This is a genomic window from Novosphingobium rosa NBRC 15208, assembly GCF_001598555.1.
Classification (GTDB): Bacteria; Pseudomonadota; Alphaproteobacteria; order Sphingomonadales; family Sphingomonadaceae; genus Novosphingobium; species Novosphingobium rosa.
Map to the genome: position 1 here is coordinate 74834 of NZ_BCZE01000027.1, position 15866 is coordinate 90699.

The 15866-nt window shown below is 64.3% G+C and carries 12 protein-coding genes; 6 read left to right on the top strand and 6 right to left on the bottom strand.

Going from position 1 to position 15866, the window contains the following annotated elements:
* Positions 1 to 41: 41 nt before the first annotated feature.
* The 4 genes from SR3_RS11380 to SR3_RS11395 all read right to left on the bottom strand — a co-directional run bounded on the left by SR3_RS11380 (position 42) and on the right by SR3_RS11395 (position 5660).
* Positions 42 to 1067 carry an amidohydrolase family protein gene (locus tag SR3_RS11380; protein ID WP_068085505.1) on the bottom strand — a complete coding sequence of 342 codons (1026 nt, stop codon included), beginning with the start codon at positions 1065 to 1067 and terminating at the stop codon, positions 42 to 44.
* Positions 1068 to 1432: 365 nt separating this feature from the next.
* The gene (locus tag SR3_RS11385) at positions 1433 to 2416 is read right to left on the bottom strand and encodes an ABC transporter substrate-binding protein (protein ID WP_068085566.1); all 984 of its coding nucleotides are present in this window, start codon (positions 2414 to 2416) and stop codon (positions 1433 to 1435) included.
* Positions 2417 to 2574: 158 nt separating this feature from the next.
* Complete coding sequence (locus tag SR3_RS11390; protein ID WP_169805616.1) at positions 2575 to 3750, bottom strand: lactonase family protein; 1176 nt, start codon at positions 3748 to 3750, stop codon at positions 2575 to 2577.
* A 29-nt stretch (positions 3751 to 3779) separates the two neighbouring features.
* Complete coding sequence (locus SR3_RS11395; protein WP_068085568.1) at positions 3780 to 5660, bottom strand: PD40 domain-containing protein; 1881 nt, start codon at positions 5658 to 5660, stop codon at positions 3780 to 3782.
* 509 nt (positions 5661 to 6169) lie between these two features.
* Between SR3_RS11395 and SR3_RS11400 the strand changes: the two genes are divergently transcribed.
* Positions 6170 to 7411, top strand: a complete 1242-nt coding sequence (locus SR3_RS11400; protein WP_068085510.1) for a LysR family transcriptional regulator — start codon at positions 6170 to 6172, stop codon at positions 7409 to 7411.
* A gap of 286 nt (positions 7412 to 7697) precedes the next feature.
* On the top strand, positions 7698 to 9434 hold the full coding sequence (locus SR3_RS11405) for a HAMP domain-containing methyl-accepting chemotaxis protein (protein WP_169805617.1): 1737 nt from the start codon (positions 7698 to 7700) through the stop codon (positions 9432 to 9434).
* A 27-nt stretch (positions 9435 to 9461) separates the two neighbouring features.
* On the opposite strand, the gene SR3_RS11410 is transcribed toward SR3_RS11405, so the two are convergent.
* A complete protein-coding gene (locus tag SR3_RS11410) occupies positions 9462 to 10361 on the bottom strand; it encodes a LysR family transcriptional regulator (RefSeq protein WP_068085519.1) in 900 nt (299 codons plus the stop codon).
* 91 nt (positions 10362 to 10452) lie between these two features.
* Between SR3_RS11410 and SR3_RS11415 the strand changes: the two genes are divergently transcribed.
* Entirely contained in the window at positions 10453 to 11202 is a 750-nt protein-coding gene (locus SR3_RS11415) for an SDR family NAD(P)-dependent oxidoreductase (protein ID WP_068085524.1), read from the top strand.
* 12 nt (positions 11203 to 11214) lie between these two features.
* On the top strand, positions 11215 to 12276 hold the full coding sequence (locus SR3_RS11420) for an aldo/keto reductase (protein WP_068085525.1): 1062 nt from the start codon (positions 11215 to 11217) through the stop codon (positions 12274 to 12276).
* 74 nt (positions 12277 to 12350) lie between these two features.
* Here the strand turns inward: SR3_RS11420 and SR3_RS11425 are convergent, their stop codons facing one another.
* Positions 12351 to 13016, bottom strand: a complete 666-nt coding sequence (locus tag SR3_RS11425; protein ID WP_068085573.1) for a TetR/AcrR family transcriptional regulator — start codon at positions 13014 to 13016, stop codon at positions 12351 to 12353.
* A gap of 151 nt (positions 13017 to 13167) precedes the next feature.
* On the opposite strand from SR3_RS11425, the gene SR3_RS11430 reads away from it, so the two are divergent.
* Both SR3_RS11430 and SR3_RS11435 read left to right on the top strand, forming a co-directional pair.
* Positions 13168 to 14154, top strand: coding sequence for an MBL fold metallo-hydrolase (locus SR3_RS11430; protein ID WP_068085532.1), 987 nt, complete (start codon positions 13168 to 13170; stop codon positions 14152 to 14154).
* A 70-nt stretch (positions 14155 to 14224) separates the two neighbouring features.
* On the top strand, positions 14225 to 15793 hold the full coding sequence (locus SR3_RS11435) for an alginate export family protein (RefSeq protein ID WP_068085534.1): 1569 nt from the start codon (positions 14225 to 14227) through the stop codon (positions 15791 to 15793).
* Positions 15794 to 15866: the final 73 nt, after the last annotated feature.

A 15866-nucleotide genomic window follows, 5' to 3' on the forward strand; every position in this document is an offset into this window, starting at 1 on the left:
GGTCATAAATTCGGCAGACCCGCGGGCCCGGCTGCGGGCGCTTACAGCCCGCGCTTCTTCAGCAGCGCATCGAGGCGCGGATAGACGCGGCGCGCATTGCCCTCATAGATCGCGTGACGGTCGGCATCCGACAGCGCCTCGCAGGCATCGACATAGCGCTTGGTGTCGTCGAAATAGTGGCCGGTGGCGGGATCCTTGCCACGCACCGCACCGATCATCTCGCTGCCGAACATCACATTCGAGGTCGGCACCACCTTGGTCAGCAGTTCGACGCCGGGGTGATGGTAGACGCAGGTGTCGAAATAGATGTTGTCCAGCAGCCCTTCCAGAGGCCGGTCCATCATCTCCAGGCTCATGCCGCGATAGCGGCCCCAGTGGTAAGGCACCGCGCCGCCGCCATGGGGAATGACAAGGCGCAGCGTTGGGAAATCCTTGAACAGGTCGCTCTGCAGGATCTGCATGAACACCGACGTGTCGGCATTGAGATAATGCGCGCCCGTGCCGTGGAAGTTCGGATTGCAGCTGGCCGCCACATGCACCATCGCGGGCACGTCCAGATCGCACAGCGCCTCGAACAGCGGATACCATTCACGGTCGGTGAAGGGCTTGCCGGTCCAGTAGCCGCCGGTAGGATCGGGGTTGACGTTCACCCCGACAAAGCCCAGCTCCTCGACAATGCGGCGCAGTTCGGGGATCGAATTCTTCGGCGCCGCGCCGGGGCTCTGAGGCAGCATGCCGACGGGCACGAAATTGTCAGGGTAGATGTCGCAGACCCGGCGGACCAGATCGTTGCTGATCGTTGCCCATTCCAGGCTGGTGCGCTCATTGCCCAGATGGTGGCTCATCAGCCCCGCGATGGGCGAGAACAGCGTCAGGTCATAGCCGCGCTCCTGCTGCAGCTTGAGCTGGCCATTGCCCACGCCTTCGCGGATCTGGTCATCGGTGACGTAGCTGTCGCTCAGCGGGGGCGCATTCGCCGGATCGTTGGCCGCCGCCACCTGAGCGGCGCGGAAATCGCGGAAGGATTTGGGTACGGTCGTGAAATGGCCGTGGCAGTCGATAATCATGAACGTCTCCGTCAATCCTGCCGGGCGGGGCGGTTATCCTTCCGCGCCGGGTTTATGCGGTGGCTTAGGGCAATGCGAGGGCCGGCGATCATTCATTATGATCCGGAGTAGATAAGTCTTGAGGAAGAGGAAGATACGAGGGGGTTACCTCCTCGCGCTCCCATGACGTCTCCCGACGAAGCGGCAGTGGCGCCCCATCGCTGCACTCTCACTCTCCACCTGCGCGACCTAAGGCGCCGCAGGCATCATTTTCCTGCCTGCGGCACCGCGAGCCGGGCGCAAGGCCGAACCCGAAGCGCAACGCAGACACGAAAGGGAGCGCGAGGGTGTAACCCCCTCGCACCTCACCCTTTTCTACTGCAAACTCACAGCTTGGAAGGATCGAGGAACAGTTCCTCGATGCTCATCCGGCGCGGCGTCAGGCCTTGATCGAAGGCGGTCTTCTCCAGCGCCTCGATGGTCTTGATGTTGGCCTCGATGCCATAGGGCAGCGGGTCATTCCCCACCAGCGGGATCAGCTTGCGATAGCGCTCGTCCGAAGCGGTGTTGGCCGCGCCCGAGTGCAGATCCTTCAGCCAGCCCTGCTTCGCCTCGTCAAAGGCCTCGTAGATCGCCTTGGCGACCCAGGGGTTTTCCTTCACGACCGATTCCCGGATCACGATCGTGCCATGCATCGGATAGATGCCGGTGCGGCGATAGTAATCCCACTCCAGCTCCTCGGCATTGGGGAGCAGGTCGGGATAATGGGCCTCGACCTCCTGCCAGCCGCTGGCGCTGAAGCCGGCGGTGGGGTTGCCCTTGCGGCCGATGCCGGCATTGCCGTGAAAACCGGCCTGCAGCTCGCCATCGGCCATCATGTCGGCCAGCGGACGGGTGGCATGGCGCACATTGGCAGGCAGTTTCATCTGGGTGACATGCTCTTCATCATCGACAACCCAGTTGATCTTGCTGTTGTCGACGCCGAATTCGTCGATCAGCACCTGGCGAGTCCAGGCGCCGGTCGTCACCGAATAGGCACGCACGCCCACGGTCTTGCCTTCCAGATCCCTGGGCGTCTTGATGCCGCTGTCCTCGCGCACCAGCAGACCGGCGTGATGGAACTTGCGCAGCACGAAGATCGGCAGGGCGATGAAGGGCGCGCCATAGGCCCGCGCGATGATATAGGTGGTGGGCGCCAGCTCGCAGACATCGAATTCGACATCGCGCACCATGCGGCGGAAGGCGCCGATCTGCGGCTTGATGGTCAGCCATTCGGCATCGACACCCGCGACGGGGATCTGCCCGCTGCGCAAGGCGGAGGTATGCGGCTGCTCGGCAACGGCGAAGGTCAGGTGAAGCTTATCGGGCAAGGTCACTCTCCGGAAACAGGCTTTGGCCAGAATATGGCTTGGCGGCCCCGTGGATCGGGCATGTCCCTTCCAAAGCGCGTTAGGGCCATGCAGGTCAATCGGGCCAACCCAATACCTGCCAAGCCAAACTCAAATCTTATCAAGCTGGCATGCTACGCTCAGCGCACGGAGGCAAAGGTGATGCTCACCGGGTGGGGTGTTTGCAGCTGTTTGTCGGTGGCCGTCAGCCGACCGCTGCGCGCATCCACCGCGAAGACCCGTATCTCGTCGGATTGCTCATTGGCGACCAGCATCCAGCGCCCGTCGGGCGAGAGCGCGAAGGACCATGGCACCTTGCCGCCCGAGGCGATCCGTTGCACCAGCGTCGCCTTGCCGCTGGGTTTGTCGAGCGCATAGGCCAGCAGCATGCCCTCGCTGCGATTGCCCGCGTAGAGAAACCGCCCATCCCTGCTGAGCGCAAGTTCCGACCCGCTGCTTTCCCCCAAGGCATCGGAGGAGCGCGTCGGCTGTTCATCCACCGGGGAAAGATGCCCGGCCCCGGCATCCCAGCGCAGGGTCACCAGATCGGCGTTGAGTTCGTCGAGCAGATAGAGGAAGCGACCATCGCGCGCCGCCACCATATGGCGCGGCCCGCTGCCCGGTGGCGCCACGTAATCGCCCGCAGATCCGGGCCGGGGCGCCTGAGCCTCATGACGCATCGGATCGAAGGGATAGACGAACACCCGATCCGCTCCGAGGTCTGCCACCAGCAAAGCCCTGCCGCCCGGCGCCACGATGGCGGCATGGGCATGAGGGCTTTTCTGCCGCCGGTGCGGGCCTGTCCCGTGATCCTGCACCAGCGATGCGCGCGGCCCCAGCGCGCCATCCGCCTGCACCGGGAAGGTCGCCACGGAGCCGCCGCCATAATTCGCCGCCACCAGCGTTCCGCCATGCGGATCGAGCGAGAGGAAGGTCGTCCCCCCGCCCCCGGCATCGACCTTGCTGACAAGCCTGAGCGCACCTGTCGCCGCATCGATGCGATAGGCCAGCACATGACCATTCGACTGGCCATCATTGCCTGCCTCATCCGTCACATAGATCATGGGCAGATGCGGATGAGCCACGGCCCATGTGGGGCGCCCATCCTCCGCCACAACACCGATGTCCGTCAACACGCCGCTGCGGGCATCGAAGCGGGCGGCGCGCAATTGGGCGCCATGCGTGCCCAGATAGACCAGCTCGCCCTTTTCCGCCCCTGCCTTGCCCGGCCTGCCTGCCGCATCGGCGGAGGCCTGACAGCTCCATGCCAGCGCCACCCCCGCAAGCAGCAGGGCAGGCATTGCTTTCCATGTCATCGCATGATCCTTTCCACGGCGCCGGACGTTCATCGGGCAGGCAGATAGAGCGGCATCGAATCCTCCCAGATGCTGTCCGTCAGCGCATGCTGCCCGCTGCCGTCCGCATTCATCAGCCAGATCTGGCCATATTGCTGGAAGGTGTTGTCATACAAGGCTGCTTCATCGCGAAAGCCATAGCGCCCGCTGCTCCAGGCGATGCGCCCGTCTGCGGTCCAGACAGCATGACCGTCATTCGCGCCATGGCTGGTCAGGCGGCGCAGGTCACCGCCATCGGGGCGGATGGTGAACACGTCATAATTCACCGTATCGACCTTGCGGGTGAAGACGATCCGCTGCCCATCGGGCGACCAGCCCGGCAGATTGTCCAGCTCCTTCGTCAGCACCCGCACCTTGCGGCTTTCCAGATCGAGGATGCGCAAGCCCAGCTCGCCATCGCCCCAGACGCGATAGACGATGAACCGCCCATCGGCGGAATAGCTGGGGAAACCGGCATTGATCGTGCCGTCGGTCAAAGGTTCCGCCGCGCTGCCGTCGAGCCGCACCCGCATCAGCGTGGCCTTGCCATGGGCCCTTTCCTGAAACCACTGGCCAAGGCCGAAGGCGATCCACTGGCCATCGGGCGACCATGCGGGCTGGAACGCCCCGGCCAGCCCCTTCTTGACCAGCACCGGATCCAGCCCCTTGCCATCGACATTGAACACCACCTTGCGGTCGCTGCCATCGGGCCGGGAGGTGACGACCGAGGCATTGCCGAACTGCTTGTCGGTATAGACCATCGTCCCGTCGCCTGACAGCGCGGGGAAGACGTCCATGAAGCGATAATCCCATTGCGCATCCCAGCTGTAGAGCGGGGTGAAGGGGGCACGGACCTTGAAGCCCACCTTCTGATAGATCACCGATTTGCCATCCGCCGTCCAGACCGGCGCACGCACTGCCGGGCGCGGCAGGGGCGCGCGGGTCGATGTATAGGCCAGCCCCTCATGGGGGCCGCCTTTCACCAGATAGCCGATCTCGCCCTGCGCCAGAAACTGCGGGAAGACCTTCAGCCCGGGCCCGGAGGTATGCTCCACCCTTTCGCCCGTGGCGACATCGACCGAGACGATCTGCGATTGCACCCGACCAATGCCTTCCGGCCTCCGTGCCAGCCAGGTGCCCTCGACGGTGATCTCGTAAAAAACGATGCGGCGGCCATCGGGCGACCATTTCGGCGTGCCCAGCGTGTAATCGGCGCGATAGGCCAGACGGCGAAAGCCGGTGCCGTCGGGCCGGATCGCATAGATGCTGAGCGCCTGCGTATGCTCCCAGCCCTTGGTGTCGTCATGCCCGCGCCACGGCGTGTTGCGATCGCTGGAGAAGGCGATCCAGCGGCCATCGGGCGACCAGCTGGGGCGGAAGAAGCCATGCGGCAGATCGGGATCGCCGCGCACCGCGGCGCTGGCGGTCAGATTGGTCAGTTTTCGGCTGCGCAGATCGAGAAGCCAGATGTCAGCCGTGCCCTCCGCGCGGGTGGAGACGAAAGCGATCCGCGTGCCATCGGGGGAGATCGCGCCGGCATCCTCAACAGCTGGCGTCGCGGCCAGAGGCTGCACGCTCCGCCCGTCGATCGAGGCGCGGAACAGATCGGACTGGCCATCGCCGTTGCGTTCGGAGGTGAAGGCCAGCCAGCGGCCATCGGCGGACAGGCTGGCATTATAGTCAAACCCGCTGTCGGCCAGCAGCTTGCGCTCATGCCCGCCATCGAGATCGGCGATGAACAGCTCGCTGGTCGAAGGGCCGATGCGGTTCATCAGCATGGTGCCGCGTTTGCCCACCCTTGCGCCCGGCGCGCCAGCCCGCAGCTTTCCACCCAAGCTGACGGCCAGCCCCCCGGCGGCCAGCGTGTTGCCCAGAAAATCTCTCCGCTTCATGCTTTTCTCCAGCACAGGCCTGCCCCGGCGACCGGGGCGGCGCCCCTTTTTCCGTGGGGCTCGCTCAGCTTTAAGGACCGCCCGGCGCAAGCCTCATCGAAATGCTGGCGTCGGTGATACTTTCCACGTTGCAGGGGCAAAGGATGGCTCGTTCATGGTGCAGTGCGTTATTGATTTTGCGCTCAGGCGATACGATTGATGCCATTCAAAGCTTGCGCCTCCATAAGCCGCAGGCCCCATCCAGCCTGGCATCTGGCGCCGGGCGGCCTGCCTTCACGAACAATCGGACGCCACAGGAAGAAAAATAGCAAAAACTTGTTTTTAAAAGATTATATCGCTTTTATTTCTGCCGAATCCAACGATTTATCATGCAACATCCGGCTGCTTGGGCCATCCATGGCGACCTTCCCATTGTCCGGATTGCAGTGCAGCATAGCGCGCGATGATAAGTTTCACGTCATTCCAAGCGATAAATTTTCCTGCTATCGCTATCGGCAGGGAGAAGAAACATGCCTGACACCCAGACATCGCGCGATGGCGACTCGATCAGCTTTCGCCAGCTCAAGCTGTTCGAAAGCGTCGGCCGGCTCAACAGCGTGCGACGTGGCTCGGAAGAGTGCAATCTGTCTCAACCGGCCGTCACGCAGGCGCTGACCAAGCTTGAGCAGCAGCTCGGCATCATCCTGCTGGAACGGCGGGCCAGCGGCAGCTATCTGACCGCGGCAGGCCAGATCATGCATCGCCGCGTCAGCCGCCTGTTCCGCCAGTTCGAGCAGGCGCTGGTCGATCTTGGCGTACCGGGCGGCCTTGAAAACGCGCATGTCGTGGCCAACCGCCTGTCGCGCGCTCAAGCCCGCAGCCTGATCGCCATCATCGATTGCGGCTCTTTCGCGCTGGCCGCCGAGAAGCTGGGCCTGACGCAGGCTTCCCTGCAGCGCGCCGCCCGCGATCTGGAAAGCAACCTGCGCCAGCCGATCTATTACCGCACCGCCGCCGGGGTGATGGTGACGCCTGCGGGCATCGAATTCGGCCGCAAGATCAGGCTGGCCCTGCAGGAAATCGAATGGGGCATTCAAGAGATCGAGAGCGCGCGCGGCGCCGGTGAAAGCCGGATCGTCATCGGCGCCCTGCCCTTCGGCGGCAGCATGCTGCTGGCATCGGTGCTGGAGGACTTCGTCGCGAGCCATCCCGAGGTCGATCTGCGGATCGTCAATGAAGGGGCCAGCGTGATGATGAAGAGCCTGCGGGCGGGCGATGTCGATCTGGTGCTGGGACTGGTGCAGGACACGCAGGCCGCCGATCTGAGCAACCAGTTCCTGGCCGAGACGCCCTATCGCATCGCCGCCCGGCGCGGCCATCCCCTCACCCGCCTCAAGCATGTCACGCTGGAGGATCTGCTCGCCTTCGACTGGGTGGTGGGCGCCCCCGGCTCCAGCCGCCGCTGCTGCTTCGAGCGGCTGTTCGCCAACACCGCCCAGCCCCGCGCGCAGATCTCCGGCTCGGCCATATCGGTGGTGCGCCACCTGCTGAGCGGCAGCAACCGGCTGACGCTGATGACCTCCTATGAAATCATCCATGAGGCCGACACGCTGGTGCCGCTGCCTTTCGATCCGATCACCCCCGTTCCGGTCATCGGCGTGACCATGCGCTCCAACTGGCTGCCGACGCAAATGCACCATGACTTCATCCGCCTGCTGCGCGAGCGCGTGATGACCTCCAGCGTGCTGCCTTTCCCGAGGCGCGCCAGTTAGCCGGTGCGGGGAGGTTGCGGGTCCAAAACGTGACGGCGTATCCGTAACGGACCAGGCCGGCAGTTGAAGGCTGCCCTCCCGTAACGCCGGCTCATTCCCGCGCGCATCGTTCATGCCAAGGTGCGGCCAAAGAGCCAAAGATCAGACGGCCATCACTCCCCGCGCAAACACCTACCTCAATGATCCCCGCATATTGAGTTCATATCCCTATCCAAAAGGCGAACCGGGATCGAAGCGCGCGGCAGGATTGCACATGGTATTTCTTGGCAGGCTCAGCATTGCGACTGTGTCCAAAATCGGCAACGCCATTCTGGCCAGTGCCGCCATCGCCTGTGCGCTGGTCGGCCTGCACGGGGTCCATACTTTGGGCGATGACTTGCGCGCGACCATGGATGATACGCTTCCCGGCCTCGTCCTTCTCGACAAGATCGACGATCATTCCTCGATGGCGCAACTGGCCACCGATATGGCCGTTGCCGGGCCGGACCGGGAGACAAGGCGCAAGGGCATCGGCGACTATCTCAGGATCGAAAGCGAAACCGATCAACTGCTTCGCGATTACCAGCCGCTGATCTCCGACGACACCGAGCGCCGGGAATACAATGACGTTACGGCGGCATGGAACGCCTACAAGATCGCCGCCCGCGCCACCCTGCCCAAGGATACGGCGCAAAACGAGGACCATGCGGCGCTCGACAACAGCCTCAGCAAGGTCGGCGCGGACCTCTCCCACACGCTGGACATCATCGTGCTGCACAATCGCACAGAGGCGGATCGCGCCGGCGCAGACGGGAAACGCGCCGTGGCGCGCACCAACCAGCTTGGCCTGCTGTTGATGGCCGTGGCGATCATCGCGGCGGCAGCGGGGATCGCGCTCTTCCTGCACCGGGTGATCCGCCCCCTGCTGCGGCTTTCGGCGGCCATGCAGGACATGGCCTCCGGCGACCTCGACCGCGAGGTGCCGGGCCAGCATCTGACCGATGAGGTGGGCCAGATCGGGCGGGCGCTTGGCGCGATCAAGGAAGGAGTGGCGCGCCGGATCGAGGAGCAGGCGCAAGCCCAGATGGAGCAACAGCGGCAGGTGGTGTCCGAATTGGGCAAGGGCCTCGCCGCGCTCAAGGGTGGGCACCTGACCGCATCGATCCATCACCCCTTCTCGCACGACTATGACGCGTTGCGCTGCGATTTCAACGAAGCTCTGGCGACCATGGCCGGGCTGATGTGCCATGTCGACCATGCGTCCCAGTCGGTCAAGTCGGGGGCCAGCGACATTTCGGACTCCGCCGCCGATCTGGCGCAACGCACCGAGCAACAGGCCTCCAGCCTTACCGTCACCGCCAATGCGGTGCGTCATCTCACGGTTTCGGTGACCCATGCCTCGCAGGATGCCGCCGAGGCGGCCAGGCTGGCGCGCAACGCCCTGAACCATGCCTCCAGCGGCAGCGAGGTCATGACCCATGCGGTGGCGGCGATGGCGCAGATCGCGCAATCGAGCCGGAAGATGGAGGAAATCGTCAGCCTGATCGACGGCATCGCCTTTCAGACCAATCTGCTCGCGCTCAACGCCGGGGTGGAGGCGGCCAGAGCAGGCGAGGCCGGACGCGGTTTCGCGATTGTGGCGCATGAAGTGCGGGAATTGTCCCAGCGCAGTTCGCTGGCGGCGCGCGACATTGCGGCGATCATCCGGGAGAGTGTGAAAGACGTGGCGGCCGGGGTCGATATGATCGCCCGCTCGCAGGTGGAGCTTGAGCATATCAGCGCCCAGACCTCGCAACTGCAGACGCGGATCGATGGCCTTGCCATGGCGACCGGAGATCAGGTCAGCGCGATCGGGCAGGTCGAGGCGACCATGGGCGAGTTCGACCTGCTGACCAGAAAGAACCTCAAGCTGGTTGAGGAATCAACGCGGTCTGCCCAGACATTGGCCCAGCAAGCCCTTATTCTCGAAGGGCTGATCCATCACTTCGAGTTCAGCCAGAACAGCCAGCTTCCATCGCTCAAGGGCAGCCGCTTCGCCGCCTGACGGGCAGATCGCGGCTTGGGCGGCAGCTCAGCCGCGCGGGCGACAGGCTTTCACATGATCGACAAAGGCGCGCAATTTGGGCGCCAGATTGCGCCGATCCGGAAAATAGAGGAAAAAGCCCGGAAAAGGCGGGCAATAATCTTCCAGCAAGGCCACCAGTTCGCCGCGTTCCAGATAAGGCCGGAAGGTTTCCTCCACCCCGAAGGTCAGGCCGCCCCCGGCCAGGGCCGTACGCAGCATCACGCCCATATCGTTGGTGGTCACCTGCGGGTCCAGCGCCAGCACGAAGGGGCGGCCTTCCTCCTCGAACTCCCAGCGATAGGGCGCGACTTCGGGCGCGGGCCGCCAGCCGATGCAGCGATGCGCCATCAGATCGCGCGGATGGCCCGGCGCGCCATGCCTTTTCAGATAGGCCGGCGATCCCACCACCATCTGGCGCTGATCGCCCGAGGCGGGGATGGCCACCATGTCCATCTCCACCACCTCGCCCAGCCGAACCCCCGCATCATAGCCGCGCGCGACGATATCGAACTCTTCATCGGTGACGGTGATGTCCAGCTGCACACCGGGATGGGCCTCGATAAAGCTGGCGAACAGCGGCCCGGCCAGAAACCATTCGGCGATGGAGGACACCGCCAGCCGCAAACGCCCGCTGGGCGCCGCATGCCGGTCGCCCGCCGCGCTCAGGGCGGCGCCCATATCCGCCATGGCGGGGGCAAGGCGCGCATGGAGCTGCTCGCCCGCCTCGGTCAGGCTGACGCTGCGCGTGGTGCGCTGGACGAGCGCCACCCCCAGATGGTCTTCCAGCTTGCGCAGCGCCTGACTCACCGCCGAGCGCGTCACGCCCAGCCGGTCGGCCGCGCGGCGAAACCCCTGCGCATCGGCGATGGCCAGAAACGCCGTAACCCCGTTTAGATCGATGCTCATTGGTTAGATATACTGAACAATGCAGGTATAATCGAGCGAGTTATCGCGCCACCCTGCAACGCCTACCTCCTCCCCATCACAGGAGGACCGCATGAGCAAACCCTACCACAACCTCGATCTGGCCGGACAGGTCGCCGTCGTCACCGGCGCGGCGCGCGGCATTGGCCGGGCCACCGTCGCGCTGCTGCACGGAAGGGGCGCACGCATCGTCGCCACCGATCGTGCGGACAGCGTGGCCGCTCTGGCGTCGGACAGCATCGCCACCTTGTCGGGCGATGCGGGGGATGAAGAGGTCGCCCGCCGCACCATGGCGCTGGCGATGGAGCGCTTCGGCAGGCTCGACATTCTGGTCAACAACGCCGGGCGCACGCTGAACCTGCCCATCGAAGACACCAGCGTCGCGGATTTCGACGCCATTCTGGCGGTCAATGCGCGCGGCAATTTCGTCCATGCGCGTGAGGCGATGAAGGTGATGACGCAAGGCGGCGCCATCGTCACCGTTGCGTCGGTGTCCTCAATGGTGGCCTTCGCCACGCAGGCGGCCTACGCCTCCTCGAAAGGGGCCATCGCCCAGCTGATGCGGGTGATCGCCATAGAGGGCGGTCCGCGCGGCATCCGCTCCAATGCGGTGGCGCCGGGCGTGATCGAAACCGACATCATGGAGGGCGTGATCGAGGGCGATGGCCGCGCCATGCTGCGCAGCTTCGGCGAGCAGCACCCCATTGGCCGCATCGGCCAGCCGCAGGAGGTGGCCGAGGCCATCGCCTTCCTCGCCTCGCCCGCCGCCAGCTTCATCACCGGCGCCATGCTGATGGTCGATGGCGGCTGGACCGCGCAATAAGGGAGACAGGCCATGACCACTCTGGACAGCTATCGTCTGCTGGGCCGCTCCGGCCTGCGGATTTCACCTTTGGCGCTGGGCACGATGACCTTCGGCGCCGATTGGGGCTGGGGCGCCGATGAGGCCGAGGCCCGGCGCATGTTCGATCTCTACACCGACCGGGGCGGCAATCTGCTGGATACCGCCGTGAATTACACCAATGGTGCTTCCGAACGCATCCTCGGCAGCTTTCTGCGCGACAAACGCGAGAAGGTCGTGCTGGCCACGAAATTCACCATGTCGCGCGATGCGGCCAATCCCAATGCCGGGGGCAATCACCGGCTCAATCTGGTGCGCTCGGTCGAGCAGAGCCTGAGGCAGCTGGGCACCGACCGTATCGACCTGTTCTATCTCCACGCCTGGGACATGACCACCGGCGAGGAGGAGGTGATGCGCGGGCTGGACGATCTGGTCCGCGAGGGCAAGATCGTCTATCTCGGCATCTGCAACACGCCTGCATGGCGCATCGCCCGGATGCAGACGCTGGCCGATCTGCGCGGGCTGGCCCCGCTGGTGGCGCTGCAGATCGAATGGAGTCTGGTGGAGCGCAGCGTCGAGCATGAGCTGGTGCCGATGGCGCGCGAACTGGGGCTGGGCGTGCTGCCATGGTCGCCCTTGGGCGGCGGGGTGCTGACCGGCAAATACAGCCGCGCCGATGTGACGGGCAGCGCTCAGGCCGATGTCTCCGCGACGCGCAAGGGGGTGATCGCCTCCTCCGGCCATATGAGCGAGGAGGCCATCGCGCTGGGTGAAACGGTGCGCGGCATAGCGCAGGAGATCGGCGCCAGCCCGGCGCAGGTTGCGCTGGCATGGCTGCTGGGCAGGCCGGGGGTGACCTCGCCGATCCTCGGCGCCAGAACCGCCGCGCAGCTTGAGGACAATCTGGGCGCGCTCGATCTGGCTCTGGATGCGCGGCACATCGAAAGGCTCGATCTGGCCAGCGCGCCGGCGCCGATCTTTCCCGCAAGGTTTCTGCAAAGGCCGATGCTGCGGCAATTGATCTTCGGAACGAGCCAAGCAAGCCGGTCAGATTGAGCCGGCTCAGGTCTCACAATGCCAACACCGCTGGCAGACCGGCGCTGGTGGGTGGCCGGCCCTTTCTCCAGCCTTCACCCCTGGGCCACGATCTGCGTCACCCCCATCGCCCCAAGGACCGCGTTTTCCATCAAGGCGGGGAATTGAGGGCTCTCAAGGAAAAATGGTCCGGGGCTGTTGATCAGCGTGTTGTTCAGCAGCGCATACATGATCTGAAAGGCAAAACGCACCCGGTCGACGTCGATGCTGGAGGGATCGACGTTGGCTTCACCACGCAGCCGCACGATATAGGCGCTGGCAAGGTTATGCGCATTGCGCCGGAAAGGCTCCCAGGCTTCGCTCGCCTCCAGACTGACCCTGAAGGCTGAGCGGAAGAACGTGGCCTGCTCCACATAACGATCCACCTGCGCTCTCATCAGCCGGGGCATGATGTCACCAAACGGCGCGGTGGCGACAATGCTTTCCAGCATCGGCCCTGATTCCGCAGCGGCAAAGACCATCACCGCCTTGAAGAGCGTCGCCTTGTCAGGGAAGCGGGAATAGAAGGCCCCCGTCGAGCACCCCGCCGCCGCGCAGATATCGTGGATGCTGACAGCGTCAAAGCTGGTCCGCCGGGCGATGGCCAGGCCCTCGCGGATCAGCGCGTCGCGCAAGGTGCGGCTGCGCGCCTGCAGGGCGGGAACAACCCCGATCTTCGCCAGGTCGCCTTCCACGTCGATGGCCAGTGTGGGGTCCGTCATGGCGCGGTGCATCGCCGATTTGCCGCAGATTGTCCACGCCTCGAAAAACAGAATACGAGTCGCATTCTTATTGACGCGCGGAAAGCAGCGGTGATAGGCGCAAGTCATCTGACATGGCTCAAGGTCTGTTGAGCATGGATGGAGAGGATGAATGAACAATCACGCGCGCTTTCGCGCCTTCGATCGCCGCACCCTTCTGAAGGGCACGGCCGCTGCGGCAGCGGGCATGCTGATCGATCCCGCTTTCGCGGCCACCGCGCCGCAAGCATCGCCAGGCAAGGGAGCCAAGCTCGTGCTGTTGGGCACGAAGGGCGGTCCGCGCGTGGGCGGCAAACGCGCCAACCCGGCCAATGCGCTGGTGGTGGACGGCAATGCCTATATCATCGACGCGGGCCTGGGCGTGACGGCGCAATGCGTCAAAGCAGGCCTGAACCTTGCCGACATAAGGGCGATCTTCATCTCGCATATGCATTCCGACCATGAGCTGGAATTCGGCAATCTGGTCTACAACATCTGGGCCGCCGGCGCCTTGCACCGCCCGATCGATGCCTATGGCCCGGCAGGGCTGGAGGCCATGGCCGCCGATTTCTGGCGCCTCAACCATATGGATATCGCAACACGCATGGTGGATGAGGGGCGCGTCGATCCCGCATCCCTGCTGCGCACCCATGATTTTATCGCACGGCAAGGCCATGTCATGACTCAGGATGGCGTGAGCGTGACCGCCTTCACCACGCCGCATCCCCCGATCGAGGACCTCGCCTACCGTTTCGAGACGCCCCATGGCAGCATCGTCATCACCGGCGACACGGCCTACAATCCGGCGCTGGCCGATTTCGCGCGGGATGTCGACGTGCTGGTGCACGAGGTGCTGTATGTTCCGGGTGTCGATGAGCTGGTCAAACGCGCCCATGGCACCTCCACCTTCCGCAACCATCTGATCAACAGCCACACCACCGCCGAACAGGTCGGCATGATCGCGACGCGGGCGCGGGCGAAAAAGCTGGTGCTCACCCATTTCGTGCCCGGCGACATGGACTGGATCACCGACGATATGTGGCGGCAGGCTGTCGCCCGGCATTACAAGGGCGAGATCGTGGTGGGCCGCGATCTGATGGAAGTCCCGCTCCGCGGTTAGGCGCGGCGATCTTCCCGACACCGCCAGGGCTCACGCATGAGCCGGCGCGAAAACACAGAGGATGTTCCGAATGTACGTCAACCGCCTTGTGCTGGCGGGGGTGGCGGGCGCCGTTGCGGGCTTGTCGACCCCGGCTGCCGCCTCCGCGCCCGACAGCGATGCCCCGCCCCGGATCGCGACGCCCCAAATCGTGACGCCCGACCCGCGCGGCGCCAATCTTGCCGTCCTGTTCCCGGCGAGCCCACGCAAGCCTGACTCGCCCAAGGGGGAATATGATATCTATTGGCCGAGAGGCGGCGGCTGGGGGCCTTATCAGGGCGGCGGCTACTGGATGTCGCGATATATGGAAGACTGGCGCAACGTACCGCGCCACAAGGGAGATATCTTCAACATCCTGAAGGAGATCCCGCTGACCCGGGGGGGTGTCGTCCGGCTCAGCCTGAACGGCACGATGCGCAACTGGATCGATTATCAGAACAATCCCGGCCTCAAATCCACCGGCTACCAGACCACCGTGCTGCAGCGGACGATTGCGGGCGCGCGGGTCGATCTGGGCGATCTGTTCACGGCCTATGCCGAAGTCGCCAATGGCCTGGCAAGCGGGCATAATTTCAACAAGATCCCGACCAACCAGCAAAAGGACGCCACCATCCTGCAGGCCTTTGGCGAGGTCCATGGCAAGGCCTTGAAGGGCTATCTGGGCCTGCGCGTCGGGCGGCAGGATTTCTGGGATGGCCCGCTCCAGCTCGCCACCGTCCGCGAAAATCCCAACATCCGCCAAATGTGGAATGGCGTGCGCGCCTTCGGGCTCTGGAAGGATGTCCGGGTCGATGTCTTCCATCTCTATGGCACCACGCTCAATGACGGGGCCTTCAACGATCCGGTCAATCATGCCGAGCGCCTCGATGGCGCGGTGCTGGGCACGCATATCGACACAGGCCATGTCGGCAAGGTGAAGACCACCCTGTTTCTGGACGGGATCTATTACCACTACGGCCTGAACCGCAGCTGGGGCCAGACCAGCGGGCGGGACGACCGCGACATCTACGGCGCCTATCTGCATGGCGACATCGGCAGAATGGCGCTCGACTGGAGCGCCTTCCGGCAGACGGGCAGCTTTGCCGGTCGCGCTGTTTCAGCCTATGCAGTCTTCACCAAGGCCTCCTATTTGCTGGCCACCAGCCCGCTTCAGCCCCGCATCGGCTTTCGCGCGGATGTGGCGTCGGGCGGCGGGGCTTACGGCAAGGGCACCTTGCATGATTTCAACTTCATGCATGGCATCACCATTCTGACCACGTCGAACAACTATCTGGTCTACACCAATGCCGTCTTCGTGGGGCCGCAGGCCTCGATCCAGCCGACGCCGCGACTCAATCTGTCGACCGAATACAGCCACGTCTGGCGCATGGACGATCACGATGCCGTCTACAATGGCGGCACCTCGCTGGCCTATGCAGGCACGCAGAATGTGCGCGGCAGTACCGTTGGAGACATCTGGCGCGCCAAGATGGATCTCAAGCTTAACCGGCACCTGAACTGGCAGGTCAATTTCGACCGGATTTTTGCCGGAAGCGTCCTCACCCGCGCCGGATTCAGGAATGAATCCTATATCAATAGCATCGTCACCTTCAAATTTTGAACCCATCGGGGCGGCAACGGTCCGCGCCATGGGCCATTGGATTTCACGCAAAAGACAGATACAATGATGCGAA